Source organism: Nitrosovibrio sp. Nv6, from assembly GCF_900110495.1.
Lineage (GTDB): Bacteria > Pseudomonadota > Gammaproteobacteria > Burkholderiales > Nitrosomonadaceae > Nitrosospira.
In genome coordinates this window covers 279889-298398 of the sequence record NZ_FODX01000002.1, presented here as the reverse complement: position 1 = coordinate 298398, position 18510 = coordinate 279889, and the positions used below count along the sequence as shown (strand labels likewise).

Below are 18510 nucleotides of genomic sequence, written 5' to 3'. Positions count from 1 at the left end.
GCTCCCAGCCTGATCGGCAATGGATAGGTCCGAATTCTCCCTCATCGGTATTTTGGGCGGTACCTTTGATCCTGTGCATTATGGCCATTTGCGGATAGCGGAGGAAATTGTAGAAATGGCCGGCTTGCGAGAAATGCGTTTTGTTCCCGCCGCACGTCCCCGTCTACGCAGCGTTCCTGTTGCATCACTCCAGGACCGCGCAGAAATGGTTCGTCTGGCCATCCAGGGCAATTCCGGATTTGTACTGGATGAGCGTGAAATCCGACGTGATGACTTAAGTTACAGCGTTGATTCATTGCGCGAACTCAAGCAGGAACTTGGGGAGAACGTCACACTATGCTTTGTTACAGGAGCAGACGCTTTCATGAAACTCGCCGAGTGGCATCGTTGGCGCGAGATGTTCGGCCTATGCCATTTCATCATCGCGGCCCGGCCGGGCCATATGCTGACAATGAACCATGATGCCGTGCCACAGGAATTAAAGGAAGAGTGTGCCCAACGCTGGGCCTCGAGTGTGGACAGTCTCAAACGCGCAACCAGCGGATTGATTTTTATTGCTCCGACAACTTTGCTGGATATTTCCGCAACGATCATTCGTGCGCGCGTCGCAGCCGGGAAAAGCGTCCGTTATCTGATTCCCGATGCCGCTCTCGATTATATTGTTACAAATCACTTATATTCGGAAGAAGGATGACGCTCGCCAAACTCGTAAAAACGATAGTTGCCGCATTGGAAGAAATCAAGGCACGTGATGTCGAAGTGCTGGATGTGCGGAAAATAACAACCTTGTTTGACCGTATGATCATTGCCAGCGGGGAATCCAACCGTCAGACGCGGGCGATTGCGAACAATGTGGCCGAGAAGGTCAAAGCCGCCGGAGGCGCCGTTTATGGCATAGAAGGGGAACAAACCGGCGAATGGATACTGGTAGACCTTGGTGATGTACTGGTACATGTCATGCAGACCGCGGTGCGGGCCCATTACAACCTCGAGGAACTGTGGGCGGAAGCTAAAAACATAAAAAGAACGACGCCCGTTGCAGTCACAGCCAAGACTGATACTGGGTCACCCGCCGCCAAGCCTCGCAAAACCTCAGCTCGAGCTGCCTCCACAGTCAAAAAGAATAAGGTTTCCAAGTCTGATCCGGACAAGGCTTGAACAATGGCAGGAACATCCGAATAGGGCTCCGGCGACTTCCGTCCCTTCGCATTGTGGCAAAATCGGACCAGCACCATGTCGCGCTTCTGGCATTTTCAGCCTGGCCGCAATTTTCATCCTTATGATGGGCCTTCATCCGATTTTGCCACAATGCGTTCCGTGAAGGGATTGTTCACAGGTTTTTGCCATGAGATTCCTTGTTTGTGCAGTTGGTCATAAAATGCCGGAATGGGTCACAACCGGTTTTCAAGAATATGCCAAACGGATGCCTCATGAGGCTGGCATTGAACTGCTTGAAATAAAACCTGAAAAACGTGGCGGTGGCAAAAAACCGGAACAATTGCGAGCGGCCGAGGGCGATCGTATGCGGGCGTTATTACCGTCAAAATGCCGCATCGTGGCAATGGATGAGCGCGGCAGACAATGGACTACCGCCAAGTTGGCCGATTCTATTGTGGGTTGGATGAAGGACGGCGGTGATACGGTTTTCCTCATCGGCGGAGCAGATGGGCTGGACGCCAGCATCAAGAATTTAGCGGATGAGGTTCTGGCGTTATCCGCCTTCACGCTGCCGCATGGTTTGGCACGAATACTGCTGGCGGAACAGTTGTATCGCGCTATGTCGCTCATCAAGGGGCATCCTTACCATCGGGCATAATTACGAGGTCGCGAGTAGGGCCAGTGGGTATTGCCAACATACGAATGCGCCATCGTTCCATATCGACTGCGAGTGAACGCATTCGTACATATTACTGAAACTTCGCATATGACTTCATCCGAAAATCGCATTTACCTTGCTTCCCGGAGTCCGCGGCGACGGGAGTTATTGAAACAGATCGGGGTGAGCTTTGGAACCTTGTTGCTGCGCGAAGCTTTGCCCCGGGCCGCGGATATGGATGAAAGCGTCCTGCCGGATGAAGCGCCGGCGGACTATGTACAGCGCATCGCTCGGACAAAGGCTGAGGTCGGACGCGGCCGGCTTGCAGAACGCAGACTACCCGATCTTCCCGTACTGGCAGCCGACACGACAGTGGTGCTGGGGCCACATATTTTCGGCAAACCTGAAAACCTTGCACACGCGGAAGAGATGCTGCGAGCACTTTCGGGGCAGACCCATCAGGTATTCACAGCAGTCGCTATGGCAACCAAAAATGGGATCGTGGCACGCATATCCAGATCGACAGTGCGCTTTCGCAATATCCGCGAACACGAAATTGGCGCTTATCTCGCTTGTGGCGAAGCACACGACAAAGCGGGGGGATATGCGATTCAAGGGATGGCAGCAGTTTTTATTGAGGAGATTTCCGGCAGCTATAGCGGTGTAGTGGGATTGCCATTATTTGAGACAGCGCAATTGCTTGAAGAGTCCGGTATAGAAATATTTCCCCACACCTGTAATAAATTCTAGCAAATGCCTTTATGAACAGTGAGATTCTCGTCAATGTCACTCCACAGGAAACCCGTGTTGCCTTCGTTGAACAGGGAGCGGTGCAAGAGCTTCATATAGAGCGTACCAGCAGCTGCGGAATTGTGGGCAATATATACAATGGCCGCGTTACCAGGGTACTGCCGGGAATGCAGTCGGCCTTTGTGGACATCGGCCTGGACCGTGCTGCCTTCCTGCACCTTGCCGACATCTGGAGATTGCGCCAGAGTGAAGATGCCGGCAAACCCATCGAGAGACTACTGCATGAAGGACAAAACATTCTCGTTCAGGTTATCAAGGATTCCATTGGCGCCAAGGGAGCCCGGCTATCTACTCAAGTGAGTATCGCAGGCCGAATGCTGGTTTATCTTCCCCAGGTATCTCACATTGGCATCTCTCAGCGTATCGAGGATGAAACCGAGCGAAAGTCATTGCGGGAAAAACTGAAGCATCTGCTGCCGCCTGATGAAAAAGGCGGCTTTATTATCCGCACCATGGCGGAGGCCGCCAGCGAGCAGGATCTACAAACGGATATCGAATATCTGCACAAGCTGTGGCGCGATATCAGCGGGAAATCCTCAACCGCTCAGCCGGGGCTGCTGTATCAGGACCTGACCCTTAGCTATCGTGTATTGCGCGATTTCATAAACGACGACACGGCGCGTATTCTGGTGGATTCGCGCGAAACCTTTCAGAAAATGGCGGGATTTGCCCAAACCTATATGGCCAATATGGCGGGACGGATAGACCACTATGCAGGAGAGCGCCCATTATTCGATCTGTATGGGGTGGAAAACGAAATAGAAAAATCACTGGCGAGACGCGTAGATCTGAAATCCGGCGGTTATCTCATCATCGATCAGACCGAGGCGCTGACCACTATTGATGTCAATACTGGAGGATTCATCGGTATACGCAGCTTTGACGACACTATTTTCAAAACTAATCTCGAAGCGGCCCAAGTCATAGCACGCCAGTTGCGCCTGCGAAATCTGGGCGGCATTATCATTATCGATTTTATAGATATGGAGAACACGGAACACAAAAATGCCGTTCTCACAGAATTCAAGAAATCCCTGATGAGAGACCGCACCCATATGACCGTAAATGGTTTTACCGCGCTCGGGTTGGTGGAAATGACCCGCAAGCGCACGCGGGAGAGCTTGGCTCACATTCTGTGCGAGACGTGTCCGACGTGCCAGGGTCGCAGCAAAGTGAGAACCGCCCAGACGATGTGTTACGAAATCCTGCGCGAACTGCTGCGCGAATCGCGCCAGTTTGCCGCGCGCGAGTTTCGCATTCTCGCTTCGCAACAGGTAATTGATCTGTTTCTCGATGAAGAGTCCCAAAGCCTTGCGCAACTCGCGGATTTCATCGCCAAACCGATTAGTCTGCAGGTGGAGGCAACATATACGCAGGAACAATATGACGTGATTCTGATGTAGCACGTGCTGATGCATACAGAATTGCAACTCACCAGTTTCGCTTATCGACTTCCTTCATTTAATGACAGCAAATCTCAAGCTCGTGTTTCGATTTGGAGACCTGTTATGGCATCTATTTCCGGTGCTTCCGGTGCCTCGATATGGGTAAATTCCTCGCTGTCTTCGTAAGCGAGACGCGTCGTGCCAGTGGCTTTTATCAGCTTGCCGGCAATGAGGCCGGTTACGAAGGCAAACGTTACACTGAAGACGATGCCAGTGAATTGGGCTACTGCTATCCCCGGCACTACCAGGATGGCAATCAGCGCCCCTAATAGTCCGGGCATTCCATGCAAATTGTGGACTCCGCAGGTATCAACAATCTTGAAGCGTGTCTCCAACGCCGGCTGAATGAATACAAACCCGATAACGCTTACAGTTCCAGCTAACAGACCAATTCCAAAAGCACCTGTCGGCGATACGATATTGCACGTCGAGCCGATGGCAACTCCCCCAGCCAGTGCCGCATTCGCCATATCTACCATTGATGTTTTGCCTTTGTGAAAATAAGTACTCAAAAAATAGGTGCTGATGGTAGCTCCGCACAGCGCCAGCACGGTATTGACCACCGTCTGCGGCATCTCTTCGAAAGGAACGATGGCGGTGGCGAAACTCGGCCAGAAAAGCCACAATACCATTGAGCCCAGCATTGCGAAACGATCAGAAGTAGCATCTGATTCAATGGGCTGATTTCGTTGCTGCGCGGTTGTCAGCGCCAGTGATAATCCCAGACCGAAATAGGCGCCAAAGGCGTGAATGATGACCGAGCCCGCAGTATCCTGATAGCCTTCCGTCAAGCCCATACCGTTATCCAGCACCAGCCATTCGTTCATCAGGTACGCGGGAACCAGGAAGAGCGCCAGCAAGGCGTATTGAAAAACCCGTAGACGCCCAAGCACCGCGCCCATGGCAATCAACCCGGTAGCCACGGCGAATTCCGCGTAAAGCAACGCCTTGACTGTATTTGGCGCAATTTCGTGAGCGAAGATTCCGTTCGCACGCAGCAGCATGTAAAGAGGAAGACCCACCGCAACTACCAGATAGGTGCCGGTCGTGGCGCCAAATCCGTATCTTCTGACAAACACCATGAGAAAACCAAAACCTACCAGCAACATGGCCAGAATGTGGATCACGTAGTTGTACTGAGCCACTTGCCTCGCTTCACTCAGCTCGGGGGCGCCGCTGCTCGCGCTCGCCCAGGCACTGAAAGACAGGAGAAACAAGTTGGTTACACCAAACAGCATCGAGCAGAGACTTTTTTTCATTTGATTCGTCCCCCATCTTTAGAGTTATTGGGTACCCACGCAGAGTGTGAACCCCAATAGCCTTAAACACAATAGGGATATAACAAATAATTTGCTCTTTGAGAATATGACTTATTGCGGAAAAAGAAAGAGGCGGGCGGCGTAATTCCGCTGCAAAGACAGGGGAGCCGCGCTATGAGCCTGGTTCGGCATGCATGAGTAACGCCGGCACTATTGAGGACATGGCGTCCGCATAGGAAGGGGACTGCCATACGTTTTTGCTGCTTACGCTCGGGCTGCTGATGTGGCTTCGCAAATGCTCGGAGCGTTACGCGTCTGCGAAAAGCCACAGCGCGGCGTTTCAGTCTTTCGAGCTACGACCGCAAGCCGGCAGGATATAAACTCTGTTTTCCCTGATCACTTTGTTCTTCCAGAATACCGTTGTTCCGGAAGCCTCTCTCTATATCTGCCGCAATGGTTTGGTAGAGCGGCCGCAAATTGCTCCGCATATTATCGATGGTGCCGCTGACGCTCATCATCGAGGGGATGCGCCTGCCATGATGCTCAATTGGACTGCCGATGTGTTGCAGGCTGAAGCCCAACTTGCCGAAGTGATTTGCGAGCCGTTCCTCTGTCAGAACGAATACGGTCTCGATTCCGTTGAGTCGCGCTAGTTCGGTCGTGCCGAGATATAACCCGATAGGAATAAATGGAAAGCGTGCCTGTTTCGAGGTGCCAAAATCCTCACCTGAGATGCTCACCGCACAATTTGCTTCCCCTTTACGTCTGCGATAGCCAGCTATCACGGCAAGACGGGACACCTCCGCGACACGATCGCGCGGCAGGGCCGCCGAATCGATGATCGTTCGATCAAGTGTAGAGGCGCACGTTGCTTCGAAAGGCAAAGGGCGGCCGGGATTTTCCGGCGGAGGCCGGACAATACGGGTACAGCCGACGAACTCGTTTGTTTTTACGCTACGCATCAGGAGATGCAGGGAATTGGCGTCATGCTCATCGGTTTCATGCCCGTTTGATCTCGTCGGTTCGAATTTCAGATCCTCGCAATAAACCTCGTGCCGGATGCGATAGACCTCGTCCTTCAGCGCATCCGAGAATGCAGGTACGATTTCAAAGTACTGTTTGAAGGCATTGCCCAGATTAAATGTTTCAGATAAGAACATATCGGTCTCCTGCGGCCTTTTTTACCCATGGAGCAGTGGTTTTCGGAAGGTTAAGGAATTTGGAATGAATTTTCCCTGGAGTGACTGTTAAAATAATTGGGGAGTGTTTTTGTCGGCAAACTAGAATTTACGCAGCTGAGTCAGGTTCTTTCTCGATGAAGTTATGATGCTTGATACAGCGTCCGGAACCTGATTCGTCAAGACCGTATCCGTAGGCCCTTCTCTGAAAATTTGCCACCCAGCTTGTACTATTACGGTCATCGGTTCTTTATCTTGAGATTCACTCATCAATTTGAGTCGTTTTTTTCATGCTTTGATGATGAGTCAGATGTGATTGCAAGTCGTTTTGGCCAGCTATAGTGGTATTTATATATCATATTTCGTAAGGCAGCAAATTCGAGCACAAGTTGGGGGCGGAACAATCAATTCAAGATTTAAATGTAGCGCAAACGCCATTCGACTGAGCTGGCGTACTGAGGTGTTATCACAGCAGTTTTTATCTGCGGCGTGATTCGATTAAAGGGTAAAAATTGCGGTGGAAAAATGGTCGGTCCTAAAAATAAGTTTCTACCAAAGCATGGATAACAGCGGAATCTTTTCAAAAAAAGAAGTACCGTTTTGATAACGACACGGTTCCTGCCTAATCCGTTGGGTGGAAAGGAGCAGATTGCTTCAACTTGCAAGCGAGCCCGTCGCCGCCGGATTGGGAGGTGGCGGGGGCGGAAACAGGTAACTCGCATAAAAATTGGGAACAAGGCCATACTTGCGGTGCGCAGTGCCAGTAAACGATAATTCGTCCCTGAAAAACTCGTTTTTCAGTCAGTCAATTGTAAGTTTGGTATTTTGCTTGCCGGCTATTGATGGGGACCAACCCCAAAACGAGCACACAAAAGGGTCCAACGGCGCAGAATCTTGCGCGGGTAGCGGCCTTCATCGCACAGCATGCATTCATCGCATCAAACTGCGATGCCTTCAAGGAAGCTTTTTCCTTGAAGGCGATCGTTCTTCATGTTCCCGATCACCGGCTCCATAGCACACACTCATTCTCCTGGCCGCGCTTCAGCTTGTTACTGATCCAGTCTTTTCAAATAATCCTTGGTAAAGATCTTGTCTGGTAGCTCACGCAGTTTCATTCCTGAATATTCAAGCACCGATTCCTCACCCTTATGTAGCGCATCTTCCATGACTAGACGGGTTGGACGCAACTTTCCCAGCGTCATCTCAAAGTCTTCATAGCGGCTGGTTTTGAGCAGGCGGTTGGATAGGGAATAGAACTCGGCACGGTAAGGCCAGAAATTAGATTGCCGTACCCAATATAAGACTTTATGATACGTAACGCTCCGGTCGACACCAATTAATTCCAATACGTAATACTTTTCACCATCAATTTCGTCGGTCCGCAATATCGTGGCGCTGTAGTCCCCTGCGAAGTTCGCGCGCGCCAAGTCACCATTTGCGACTTGGCCGGTCAGACGTTGTGACATCGAAAGGCGTATAGGTTGCGAGATATCGGGCATGAATACCCACAGATCCCGCCCTTTCATCAGTAAGATCTGGCCGCGTTCGGAAGCTGGCTCCGTGGTCATCACTACGCTGTTTTCGTTGCCCTTGGAGAGAACCCGATATTTACGCATATCCGCCGACTCGCCGGGGGCGGTAGTTGTGATATTGACGTCGACCTGGAAGCTCTCTCGAGGGAAGCGTATCTGGTCTGCCTTTTCCAGGATGCTTTGGGCTAATTCTGCATCATTGGACGCGGTGGACGCGGCGGATGCCGCGGTGACAAACAGGAAAATCACTGTGATCACTGTAAACAGGTAATACACTGATATTGTTCGCATTTCAGTCCCTACTGTGGATGCCGTTTACCCTTAGGTTGCATATTTAGGAGTTGTCATGAGCATTGTACAACTTGAGCAAGTTTTCAAAGAGTACACCCTGGGAGAACAGCAAGTCCAGGCACTCAAGGATATTTCGCTGAATATCGAGGATGGCGCTTTCCTTGCTATCGCCGGCCCATCCGGCAGCGGCAAGTCCACGCTACTCAATTTGATTGGTTGCATCGATACTCCGTCGCTTGGGAAAATATTCATCAACGGCAAGGACATCAGTGGGCAGACCCCTGATGAACTAGCAGATCTCAGGGCACGAACCATAGGGTTTATTTTCCAGACGTTCAATCTGTTGCCCGTTCTATCGGCTGAGGAGAACGTCGAGTACCCCCTGCTGCAATTCAAGGAGTTAAGCGCGAAAGAGCGCCGCAGCCGGGTCGAAAAATACCTCGCGATCGTGGGTCTATCCAAGTTTGCCAGCCATCGCCCGAATCAGCTTAGCGGCGGGCAGCGGCAACGCGTGGCTATTGCGCGTGCCCTGGCCACGCAACCGAAAATCGTTTTGGCGGATGAGCCGACTGCTAATCTTGATCATAAGACCGGAGAAGGTATCTTGCAATTGATGAAGGAGATTAACGGCAGTTTCAAGACAACCTTCATTTTTTCGACGCATGACTGGCGTGTCATGGAAATGGCGAACCGATTGGTACATATCGAGGACGGACAGATCGTGCGGCAGGTCGAGGAGCGCGAGAAACTTGATATGGTGATCGAGCGGCGCCGTGCGACCACTAATCCTTTGACCCAGCCTTCTGATCAAAGCCGGACGGATGGAATACAGACGTAAATTTATACTTGTTGCAGCATTGATCGCTGTCGTTTTGCCGCTGCGCAGCTTTGCCGAAGTCGCAGCGAATGGCTCCAACGATACGAAAACATCCGATGCACTGAAAGACGAGACAGATAGGAAGCCTTTGTTTTTGTCCTTGTCTTTATCCATGTCCTCGCCTTCCCTTCGCCGGGCAGACATTCGCACAGGTCCTGCTGTTCAAAATGATGCGAGCTTGCGTGACGAGGCTGAAGGTGAGCCCTTGTTTTTACCTTTGTCCCTATCCCTATCGCTACCTCCAGTTCTTGTTGTCAAAAATAGTGAAGATAATGTAACAGCAAGCGAAAAATTCGACAGTGAAAGTGGACCCACTTCTCGCGAATCGCTATTTGGGGATGATGAACCGCTCAAGGAAACGCCCCCGGAGCCGGCCTGGAAGAAATTGGTCAGCGGCTGGACAGGTTTCTCTCAATTGGAAATCGCTGATAACTATACCAGCCCCGAGCATTTTTCAAAAGCGAAGCTGCGGACCGAATTGTCCAGAAGGGGGCAATTCAATGAAAACATAAAATGGAAAATAAGCGGTCGGTTCGACTATGACGCAGCCTATGACCTATCCAGTTTCTACCCCTCGGCGGTTCGCCAGGATCAACGTTATGACTTCTTTCTTCGTGAAAACTACCTGGATATTTCCGCAGGCGATTTTGACTTTCGCCTTGGCCGCCAGCACGTGATATGGGGGGAGATGGTCGGCCTGTTTTTCGCCGATGTTGTATCCGCCAAGGATCAGCGGGAATTCGTCCTGCCGTCATTCGATATAATACGCATACCGCAATGGGCAATGCGTGCGGAATACTCCAAGAATGATGTGCATGCTGAGGTGCTGTGGATTCCGATTCCGACGCTCGACGAGATCGGACAGCCCGGCTCGGATTTTTACCCCAGTCCGCTACAAGGAACCGCCAACTTTCTGAAAGAAGACCGTTCCGGCCGCAATGTCGGCAACTCGAATTATGGACTGCGTCTGTCGCACCTCAAGAATGGCTGGGATGTTTCAGCTTTCTACTACCATAGCCTGGATGCTTCCTCTACGTTTTACCGTGTCAGTGGCCCCACTGAACCATTGGTCTTTCAGGCGCGGCACGATGAGATAGACCAGGTTGGCGCAACCCTTGCGAAAGATTTCGGTTCAATCGTGCTGAAAGGCGAGTTAGTTTATACGGATGGGCGCAAGTTTAACGTCGCCCGCCCTACTGCTATAGATGGCCTGGTCAGGCAGAACACTCTTGATTACGTACTTGGTCTCGATTTCAGCTTGCCGGCCGAAGCCAGACTGAATCTGCAATTTTTTCAACGCGTTTTTTTTTCGCATGACCCCGGCATCTTTACGGACAGGTTGGAGAACGGTGCGAGCATCCTGCTCTTCGGCAAACTGTCACAGAAGCTTGAGGCGCAGGGCTTGTTGATCCACAGTCTGAACCGCAGCGACTGGATGTTCCGGCCTCGGCTGTCCTGGAATTTCGAGAAGAACTGGCGCTGGGCGCTCGGGGCAGACGTTTTTGGAGGCCAGCCCACGGGGCTATTCGGCCGTTTTGATCAAAGTGACCGTGTTTATACCGAATTGCGTTATTCATTCTGATAGCCGCTCATAATTCCTGACAGAGATAAGCCTTATGGAAGTCAAAAATAACATCCTGATGTTTTGATAATTTGGGGACGAGGAACATTTCCTGCCGAGATATAGCGCGGAACGGTAATGCCGAACCTGCGCTCTCCTTGGAGATGCTCATGCTCACGGCAGAGGTAGCACGTTCACATTCAATAAAAGCCATCTCTTCCTGTGTCAGCTCCTTGTAGCAAAACCTGACAAGTTTATCTGCTCTCTACACACGGAATTGGTTGCGTTGACCCTTTATCCTCTTAAGCGTATATTCTTGTAAAAGGTGCTCGTTGTAACTTCGGTACCCGTACCGGTCGCCCTGTTAAGATTGGCTAAGACTTTCAATGAAGAGGTAATTCGTTTCTGCAAGAAGGCGATACCCGTAGGCAAGAACCGCACTATCCCTACCGTTTCTCAGTGAAGAAGTTCTTTGCGGCACTTGTTTGCGCGGAAAATAAGCCCCGATGGGTTTTCTGATTGATCGTATGCCATCCTTTAATTATGAGGAAGCCTTTTCCAGAAATATTGGTTGGCTGACCCGCCACGAGCAGACTCAACTTCGCCACAAACGGGTTGCCATCGCCGGCCTCGGCGGAGTGGGCGGAGTTCATCTACTAACATTTTGTCGGTTGGGCATAGGCAAATTCCATCTAGCCGATTTCGACACCTTCGCTCTCGCCAACTGTAATCGCCAGGCAGGAGCAACTATAAGTAGCCTGGGCCAAGGCAAGCTTGAGGTCATGACCCGGCAAGCCCTGGATATCAACCCCCAGCTTGAATTGAAGGGGTTTGCCAAGGGCGTCACCGCCGACAACCTGGATGACTTTCTGGACGGTGTGGACATTTACGTCGATGGGCTGGATTTTTTTGCTTTTCAAGCTCGCCAGCAGCTCTTTGCTGCATGTGCGGCAAAGGGCATTCCTGCCGTTACTGCTGCCCCGTTAGGCATGGGGGTGGCGGTGCTCAATTTTCTGCCAGGCGGTATGAGTTTCGATGATTATTTTCGTCTGGACGATGGCACCGAGGCGGAAAAGCCCTTACGTTTCCTCATGGGGCTTGCTCCTGCTCGTCTGCAGATGGGCTACCTCGTCGACCCATCGGCAGTTGACTTGGTTAACCACAAAGGGCCATCCACGATTATGGCCTGTCAGCTTTGCGCCGGCGTAGCGGCGACCGAAGTTATGAAAATTCTCCTTGACCGCGGCTCGGTTCGAATGGCGCCCAAGGGCTACCATTTCGATGCATATCGTAATAAATTAGCATTGACCTCGAGGCCCGGCGGTAATCGCAATCCCTTGCAGCGTCTCGCCATCGCTTTAGCCAAACGCAAACTGGGAATATAAGTGCGCACGGTGCCTCAACCCATCGCGGATATTCTTGAACTCGCCCGCTGGGCACCCAGCGGAGACAACACTCAGCCTTGGCGATTTGAGGTCGTCGACGAACGCCATCTAATCGTTCATGCATTCGATACGCGGGACCACTGCGTCTATGACCTGGACGGACATCCCAGCCAGATTGCGCTCGGGGCGATGTTGGAAACTCTCTCCATTGCTGCCAGCACGCGTGGCATGCGGACAGATTTCAGGCGCCGCCTCGACTCGCCCGAGACCCGGCCTGAGTACTTCGTCGAACTGATCCCTGACAGTCAATTACTGCCGGATCCTTTATTTGCCTACATCCGGCACCGGTCCGTACAGCGGCGGCCAATGCATACCAGCCCGCTCACCGACCAGCATAAACAAGCACTGCAAAGTGCTTTTGGAACTTTTTACACCATCCGTTGGTTTGAGGGAGGGATACAACGCTGGCACTTGGCAAAACTGATGTTCGACAACGCCAAGCTCAGGCTCACGTTGCCGGAGGCATATCTCGTTCACCGCAACATTATTGAGTGGAAAACCCGTTTCAGCGAAGACAGGGTGCCCGATCAAGCTCTGGGGCTGGACGCCCTGACCCTCAAATTGATGCGCTGGGTCATGGCCAATTGGCGTCGGGTTAATTTCTTCAACACCTATTTGGCCGGGCATTTGGTTCCCCGGGTTGAAATGGATTTGTTGCCCGGGATTTTTTGCGCGGCTCACTTTGCTATTCTGGCTTCTAAAGCCCCTGAGACGATAGACGATTACGTGGCTGCCGGCAGGGCGGTTCAGCGCTTCTGGTTGACCGCCACCAGTCTGGGGCTACAATTGCAACCAGAGTTGACTCCCTTGATCTTCAGCCGCTATGTGCGTGAGGACAGGACATTCAGTCGCCTGCCTGGCGCCATGAATATGGCGGCTATGTTGGCGAAGCGCTTACCCGGGTTGCTGCAAGGCAATCCGGTAGAACAGGTGGTCTTTCTCGGTCGTATCGGTATCGGGACCGCCGCAGACAGTCGATCCCTTCGGTTGTCCGTTGGGAGATTAATCAGTGGAAATAAGTAAAAACCGGCCTTATCCGGGCGACGAATTGTGAAAGCGGTATCTCAAACATTATGCCGCAGTGCTTCAACGATCACGAGGCGTGACGCGCGCCGAGCGGGAAGTACGGCCGCCAGGAGGGACGCCGATACTCCAGTAAGGCCCGCTATCACAAGCGTCCATGGAACCAGGTGTATCGTCGCGGTGTAGCCCATGCTGGAACCGGGAGGCGGCGGCATCGCAATGCCGATTCTCGATATCATAGCTGCAAGCGCAACTCCGAGAATCATGCCAAGCAGGCTGCCCAGCAAACCCAGCAGCACATTTTCGAGCAGCACCAGCTTGAATATCCGGCGCTGGCGCAGCCCCAGGGCGAGCAAGGTTCCAAACTCGCCGGTGCGTTCGTACATTACCATATTAACGGTGCTGGCAACGCTTAAAACCAGCATGACAAGAATGATGGATTGAAGCGCTCCGAATTGACGCCGGTATAGCGCCTCTGTCTTTTGATAAAAATCGGCCAACTCATGCCAAGGCTTCACTTCGTAACCGAGCGGCTCCAGCCGGTTGGTTAGAATCTCTGCGATGCTATCGGTTGTGCTGGTGTCGTCCAGCAATACAACAATGCTATGCACCGAATGGGTAAACAGCAATTCCTGGGCTGATGACAATGGAATACGTACGGCTCGATCATCGTATTCCTTGGAGAACGTGCGGAACACACCTAAGACTTCATATTCAAGTGTATTTAGGGCGCCTTCGGACGTATTCAGCATCAAGGTCATGAAATCGCCGGGGCGTAGATGCAAGGCGTCGGCGACACCTTCTCCTATCATCGCGCCAAATGCGTCCGTATCCTTCAATGAGCGGCCAGCAACGATAGTTGTTGCGGTGCCCAGCCGTTCTTCCTTGCTGGGTTCAATACCTTCGCCGATGATTGGCAAATCGGCGCGGCTATTGTTGGCCAGTCCGGAAAAATTCACGCGAGCCATTACGTCCTGGACATGTGGAATGGACTGTACCAAGTCCATCACGAGTCGCGGTTGCTCGATCATGTAACGGGAAGGTTCGCGCCGGCCGTATTCGATATAGCCATGTCGAAAAATCTGGATGTGTCCGATGCGAGAGCGAATGGTAGCCTCGCGGAGTTGCACAAACACGTCCTCGACAAAACCGCCGCTGATGATGATGGCAATCACCCCGGTAATGATCGCTGCCAGCGTCAGGAACGTGCGCAACCGATTCCGGAAGATGTTGCGGAATGCCAGCTTGAACATGGTTTTTTGCAATCTTTAAATGTTATGGCGTAACGCATCAATGATTTGCAAACGTGATGCTTTCCATGCTGGATACAGACCCGCCAGCGAAGTGGTAACGAATGCGATCAGGAACGAATGTGCCATCACGCTGGGAGTGACCCGGATTTTACCCGTATAACCCTCCTCCATGCCAGGTGGCGGCGGCATCGGGATTCCAATCGCGGAGATCAATTCGGCCAACCCGTAGCCTGCGATCAACCCAAGAGACGCACCGGCCAGTCCGAGCAGCAATCCCTCAATAGCGAACAAGCGAAGGATTTTACGGCGCTTGAAGCCAATGGCCAGCAGCGTACCGATCTCGCCGGTACGTTCGAGCACATTCATTATCAGCATATTGGAAATGCTGAGCACGATAATGCAGCCAATGATCAATTGCAGTGCGCTCATCTGCTGCGAGAATAGCGCGACCGTCTTGTTGTAGAAATCAGCTTGCTGGTACCATGGAATAAATTCGAGATTATTTGCGTCTGCGGGGAAGCGGGCGCGAAACTGTGCAAGGTACTCGTCGGTGCTCTCCGTTTCATGAAGCAGCACCAGCCAAATATGGGAACCATCTGCGCGCAACAACGACTGAGCCAATCCAATGGGCAGACGCAGGGCGGAGTCATCATATGCCTGGTTGGTGCTAATGAATATCCCCGACACTCTTGCCTCTACGGCTTTAATCCCGCCACCTGAAGCAGTTACCAGCAATGCAACCGTGGCCCCTGGTCCCACATTGAGGCTGCGTGCGAGACCGCGCCCCAGAACGACTTCTTTCGATGTTGCACCGGTTAGATTTCGCCCTTCCACAATGCGCAAGGCTTTGCTCAACTCAGCTTCCTTTTCCGGGTTAACTCCATCCCCAAGGAATGCTACAGTTGCCTCACCGTGACTGATGAGTCCGGTCACCGCCAGTCGCGGCGCCACCAGCTTAACCCCGGGGATAGACTCAATCACCCTGCGTTGTGGCGAATTTTCCGGCAATACATACGCGTAAGGATTGGCTGCGCCTGTGCTTAGGTATCCAGGCCGCATAACCTGAATGTGACCTAATTGAGACTGGATGGTGGCTTCGCGCATACCCCAGAAAATCCACTGGATGAATCCGTCGGCGAGTACCAGGAAGATGACACCGACCGCAACCGTAAACAGAGCCGCCAGCGCACGCCGTCGATTACGTGCAAGATTGCGCACGGCGATCCGCAAGCTAATCATGGGGTTCCAATACGGCTGATTTAAAGTGAATGTTACTCACTTTTCCCGGCAAGAGTGGACAATACAAGAATACACTCCTGGTTATGGTATTGCTTTATTGCAAATATATGCAATAAAAACTGGAAGAAGCGCAGCATGTGCTTTCGGGTGTTGAACGCAATCCAATTTCATTTGCTCTACGGTCTTCCAAAGTTTGCCATCCGACAGTTGTCTGTGCAACGACGCCTCCCGTGGCGATCCCTCCTTGCAGGCCGTGTGAGCGATGGCGATTACGAACTCATAGAAATAATTATCCGAAACGTCACTAAAAATCAATAGCTGAGCTATGATCTAATGGGAGCGGCTAGACTCCTCACGTACGCAACTATTCTATTCTATGAGTAAGAGTGGTTAGGCCAAAATCGAAGCCTATAAATCAAGACGCTGAGCTAACCGGTCTTTTCCGATTTTTGTTCTTGAAGAACCTGCTGACACAGGGGAGCCAATTACCCCAATTAATTGGGGCTCTGAAATACATCTCCCACTTATGAGATTGAGATCAGCGTCAAAACTATACAACGGATGAGGAAATTACCGTAATCGAAGGTTATTTCCCCCAGCTTCTGGGAATCTATAGCCCAAAAACGAGAAGGAAGTGTTTGGGATGACCTGTTCCTTGGAGCCCCCTGATCATGCAATGAAAGCGGCAGGCCGGTTGGAAAAAACATCAACGCATGTAAAGTGATGGAATGAACGCCTTGGCACGAAACCGGGTACAACCTGCGCAAATCCTTCATCATTGGCTTTCCCCGACGAATTCCGACGCCTACCACACTTCGTTCAGAAACAAGATGAAAATAGCCGTCAATAACTGGCTCCTTTATTAAGAAAGAAGTTTTTCTAAGGAATTAATCTTGATCCAGATTCTCAACCCAGAGGGAGATCGGTTCAGTGCGAAAAATTACACTCACACAGATAATAGTTTTTTTTGTGCTATTTGGTTTGGCCCTCGCCTTCGCTATCGTTTCCACTGCCTTTTTGTTCGGGGATATGGCGCTGGGCGATTTTCGGGGAGTCGTTCTGATCATACTGGGGATAGGATTGCTCTACGTTTACGCGATTGTTATCTATCGTTTTTTTCTTCATTATTTGCCACTCCCGGAAGGAGACATTGCCCCTAACTCTACCGAGGAGTTTGTTTATCACGTCTATCTTCTTTTTTACCTGATACTTTTTTATCCTATCATGCGTAGCGGGTTCGTGCCCGTTCCTCTTATGCGCATCGTATATCTCTCCCTAGGAGCCCGCCTTGGCCGCAACACATACAGTTCGGGTATACTTCTTGACCCCCCATTTATACAGATCGGTGACAACACCATCGTGGGTCAGTATGCGCTACTTGTTCCACATGTGATTGAGGGAAGCAAGTTAGCACATGAGCCTATTTGTGTGGGCAGCAATGTTACTATCGGTGCGCACGCTATTGTGTTATCCGGGGTAAGAATAGACGATGACGCTATGGTGGCGGCTGGGGCTGTGGTAACAAAGGGAACTCATATATGCAGAGGCGAGGTTTGGGGCGGCGTGCCGGCGCGACGCTTGCGTGCCAATGAATAGGGGTCCGAAAGGACCCCTATATATCTTACTGTTTGGTGCGGTTGATGATTAGACCGATCTGCTTGTCCGGTTGTTGCTCCGCTTCCGTGACACACCCATTGCTACCAACCCTAAGCCTAGCAACGCGAGGGACGCTGGCTCCGGGATTGGGCGGACAGTGAATGGATCGTTACTCGCGATGTCCCATTGAGAATTACCACCTGACGCTCCCGAGTTGGGATTTATCTCAAACTCGCTCGTGCCAAAAAACTGATTACCAGTAACTCCAATTACAGAGCCCAGCTCATCCTCATTGGGGTCATTAACCAGCCCAAAGCCGAGTCCGGTCGCATTTTGGATCGAATCCAAACCGAAAAAGGATTCACCCGTAAAATTTGCCAAAGTTGATAGAATATTCGGATGACCATACGCATATCCGGTGTCATCTCCTGCGTTGGCGGGACCATCAGCCGGTGTACCGCCATCATTGTAGCCCAGGGTAAGAATATTAGTGCCGTCTGTCGCATTCGCTACATCGCCGGCCAAGGTTCCTCCTGACGTAAATACCGTGGTTCCAGCACCTGTTTGATAATAAAATGCGAAAGTCTCATTTCCGACCAGACCGGTACTGAAGCTATCTCCTCCTTTGATAAAGTCCGTTACTGTCGGAGCTCCCAACGTAAAGTGAGGCGAACTGGTTTGTGCCGGATCGAACGTATCGCTGCCTGTGGGTAATATAGCGTTAATGCGTTGCGCAAAAATACCGGTAAGTTGTTCCGTGGGTCCTGAGAACCAATGGGTAGATCCGTTGGAGTCAATGTTTTGTACATTGAAGATTCCGACCAGATGGTCCCCAACTTCCAAGGCTGTGCCGGGTGCCTTGTAATTGCCGTTTACATCGTAAACATTCTCGAAATTGTTAAAAAAGATCTGGTTATTGGTACCAGTAATAAATAGAGTAGCTGCGTATGCGCCACTCGGCAAAACCGCAGCCCCTATAATCCCGGAAGCAAGGGCGGTTACAAGCAATTTTTTTTTCATTATAAATCTCCGGTTCATATTATGAGTATTTTTTCCCAAAATGCATTTACTACACTATAGCTTAAGCACGAACTGTGCCATCCCATAAAAACTGCTATTTAAACAGCGTGATAGCATTTTCAGTTAACGTAAGAAGCGTTCTTTAATGGCTCAATGTAAAGAATT

16 protein-coding genes are annotated in these 18510 nt (G+C 51.3%); 10 read left to right on the top strand and 6 right to left on the bottom strand.

The features are described 5' to 3' along the window. Positions 1-19 precede the first annotated feature (19 nt). The 5 genes from nadD (at position 20) to rng (ending at position 4029) form a co-directional block, all read left to right on the top strand. A complete protein-coding gene (gene nadD, locus BMX66_RS08035; RefSeq protein WP_090880637.1) occupies positions 20-694 on the top strand; it encodes a nicotinate-nucleotide adenylyltransferase in 675 nt (224 codons plus the stop codon). Continuing rightward, complete coding sequence (rsfS, locus tag BMX66_RS08030) at positions 691-1158, top strand: ribosome silencing factor (RefSeq protein ID WP_090880634.1); 468 nt, start codon at positions 691-693, stop codon at positions 1156-1158. The genes nadD and rsfS overlap by 4 nt, the downstream gene beginning before the upstream one ends. Positions 1159-1345: 187 nt before the next feature. Further along, a complete protein-coding gene (rlmH, locus tag BMX66_RS08025) occupies positions 1346-1816 on the top strand; it encodes a 23S rRNA (pseudouridine(1915)-N(3))-methyltransferase RlmH (protein WP_090880631.1) in 471 nt (156 codons plus the stop codon). A gap of 108 nt (positions 1817-1924) precedes the next feature. Then, positions 1925-2566 (top strand): Maf family protein, encoded by a 642-nt coding sequence (locus BMX66_RS08020; protein ID WP_090880629.1) that lies wholly within the window; start codon positions 1925-1927, stop codon positions 2564-2566. An 11-nt stretch (positions 2567-2577) separates the two neighbouring features. Continuing rightward, a complete protein-coding gene (gene rng, locus BMX66_RS08015) occupies positions 2578-4029 on the top strand; it encodes a ribonuclease G (protein WP_090880625.1) in 1452 nt (483 codons plus the stop codon). 74 nt (positions 4030-4103) lie between these two features. Here the strand turns inward: rng and BMX66_RS08010 are convergent, their stop codons facing one another. From BMX66_RS08010 to BMX66_RS08000, 3 genes are all read right to left on the bottom strand, one after another. Next, complete coding sequence (locus BMX66_RS08010) at positions 4104-5330, bottom strand: ammonium transporter (RefSeq protein ID WP_090880623.1); 1227 nt, start codon at positions 5328-5330, stop codon at positions 4104-4106. Between the two features lie 353 nt (positions 5331-5683). Further along, positions 5684-6490 carry a PEP-CTERM/exosortase system-associated acyltransferase gene (locus tag BMX66_RS08005; RefSeq protein ID WP_090880620.1) on the bottom strand — a complete coding sequence of 269 codons (807 nt, stop codon included), beginning with the start codon at positions 6488-6490 and terminating at the stop codon, positions 5684-5686. A 1067-nt stretch (positions 6491-7557) separates the two neighbouring features. Then, on the bottom strand, positions 7558-8331 hold the full coding sequence (locus tag BMX66_RS08000) for an outer membrane lipoprotein-sorting protein (RefSeq protein WP_090880617.1): 774 nt from the start codon (positions 8329-8331) through the stop codon (positions 7558-7560). Positions 8332-8386: 55 nt separating this feature from the next. Here BMX66_RS08000 and BMX66_RS07995 point away from each other — a divergent pair, with 55 nt between their 5' ends. The 4 genes from BMX66_RS07995 (at position 8387) to BMX66_RS07975 (ending at position 13237) form a co-directional block, all read left to right on the top strand. Continuing rightward, entirely contained in the window at positions 8387-9169 is a 783-nt protein-coding gene (locus BMX66_RS07995; protein WP_090880613.1) for an ABC transporter ATP-binding protein, read from the top strand. After that, positions 9153-10790 carry a DUF1302 family protein gene (locus BMX66_RS07990; protein WP_090880610.1) on the top strand — a complete coding sequence of 546 codons (1638 nt, stop codon included), beginning with the start codon at positions 9153-9155 and terminating at the stop codon, positions 10788-10790. The genes BMX66_RS07995 and BMX66_RS07990 overlap by 17 nt, the downstream gene beginning before the upstream one ends. A gap of 506 nt (positions 10791-11296) precedes the next feature. Continuing rightward, positions 11297-12154, top strand: coding sequence for a ThiF family adenylyltransferase (locus tag BMX66_RS07980; RefSeq protein ID WP_090881085.1), 858 nt, complete (start codon positions 11297-11299; stop codon positions 12152-12154). Continuing rightward, complete coding sequence (locus BMX66_RS07975; protein WP_090880604.1) at positions 12155-13237, top strand: nitroreductase family protein; 1083 nt, start codon at positions 12155-12157, stop codon at positions 13235-13237. A 41-nt stretch (positions 13238-13278) separates the two neighbouring features. Here the strand turns inward: BMX66_RS07975 and BMX66_RS07970 are convergent, their stop codons facing one another. Both BMX66_RS07970 and BMX66_RS07965 read right to left on the bottom strand, forming a co-directional pair. Then, positions 13279-14490 (bottom strand): ABC transporter permease, encoded by a 1212-nt coding sequence (locus BMX66_RS07970; RefSeq protein WP_090880600.1) that lies wholly within the window; start codon positions 14488-14490, stop codon positions 13279-13281. A gap of 15 nt (positions 14491-14505) precedes the next feature. After that, positions 14506-15729 (bottom strand): ABC transporter permease, encoded by a 1224-nt coding sequence (locus BMX66_RS07965; RefSeq protein ID WP_090880597.1) that lies wholly within the window; start codon positions 15727-15729, stop codon positions 14506-14508. 930 nt (positions 15730-16659) lie between these two features. Here BMX66_RS07965 and BMX66_RS07960 point away from each other — a divergent pair. Next, complete coding sequence (locus tag BMX66_RS07960; protein ID WP_090880595.1) at positions 16660-17325, top strand: acyltransferase; 666 nt, start codon at positions 16660-16662, stop codon at positions 17323-17325. A gap of 48 nt (positions 17326-17373) precedes the next feature. Here BMX66_RS07960 and BMX66_RS07955 read toward each other — a convergent pair whose 3' ends face one another. Beyond that, positions 17374-18345 (bottom strand): PEP-CTERM sorting domain-containing protein, encoded by a 972-nt coding sequence (locus tag BMX66_RS07955; protein ID WP_177168756.1) that lies wholly within the window; start codon positions 18343-18345, stop codon positions 17374-17376. Positions 18346-18510: the final 165 nt, after the last annotated feature.

What these genes read in the sequence shown, in the direction of transcription:
- BMX66_RS07955 (WP_177168756.1), bottom strand. Translation starts at nt 18,345, where the DNA reads ATGAAAAAAAAATTGCTTGTAACCGCCCTTGCTTCCGGGATTATAGGG.
- BMX66_RS07990 (WP_090880610.1), top strand. Translation starts at nt 9,153, where the DNA reads ATGGAATACAGACGTAAATTTATACTTGTTGCAGCATTGATCGCTGTC.
- rlmH (WP_090880631.1), top strand. Translation starts at nt 1,346, where the DNA reads ATGAGATTCCTTGTTTGTGCAGTTGGTCATAAAATGCCGGAATGGGTC.
- BMX66_RS08000 (WP_090880617.1), bottom strand. Translation starts at nt 8,331, where the DNA reads ATGCGAACAATATCAGTGTATTACCTGTTTACAGTGATCACAGTGATT.
- BMX66_RS08020 (WP_090880629.1), top strand. Translation starts at nt 1,925, where the DNA reads ATGACTTCATCCGAAAATCGCATTTACCTTGCTTCCCGGAGTCCGCGG.
- BMX66_RS08010 (WP_090880623.1), bottom strand. Translation starts at nt 5,330, where the DNA reads ATGAAAAAAAGTCTCTGCTCGATGCTGTTTGGTGTAACCAACTTGTTT.
- rsfS (WP_090880634.1), top strand. Translation starts at nt 691, where the DNA reads ATGACGCTCGCCAAACTCGTAAAAACGATAGTTGCCGCATTGGAAGAA.
- nadD (WP_090880637.1), top strand. Translation starts at nt 20, where the DNA reads ATGGATAGGTCCGAATTCTCCCTCATCGGTATTTTGGGCGGTACCTTT.
- rng (WP_090880625.1), top strand. Translation starts at nt 2,578, where the DNA reads ATGAACAGTGAGATTCTCGTCAATGTCACTCCACAGGAAACCCGTGTT.
- BMX66_RS07980 (WP_090881085.1), top strand. Translation starts at nt 11,297, where the DNA reads ATGCCATCCTTTAATTATGAGGAAGCCTTTTCCAGAAATATTGGTTGG.
- BMX66_RS07970 (WP_090880600.1), bottom strand. Translation starts at nt 14,490, where the DNA reads ATGTTCAAGCTGGCATTCCGCAACATCTTCCGGAATCGGTTGCGCACG.
- BMX66_RS07965 (WP_090880597.1), bottom strand. Translation starts at nt 15,729, where the DNA reads ATGATTAGCTTGCGGATCGCCGTGCGCAATCTTGCACGTAATCGACGG.
- BMX66_RS07995 (WP_090880613.1), top strand. Translation starts at nt 8,387, where the DNA reads ATGAGCATTGTACAACTTGAGCAAGTTTTCAAAGAGTACACCCTGGGA.
- BMX66_RS08005 (WP_090880620.1), bottom strand. Translation starts at nt 6,490, where the DNA reads ATGTTCTTATCTGAAACATTTAATCTGGGCAATGCCTTCAAACAGTAC.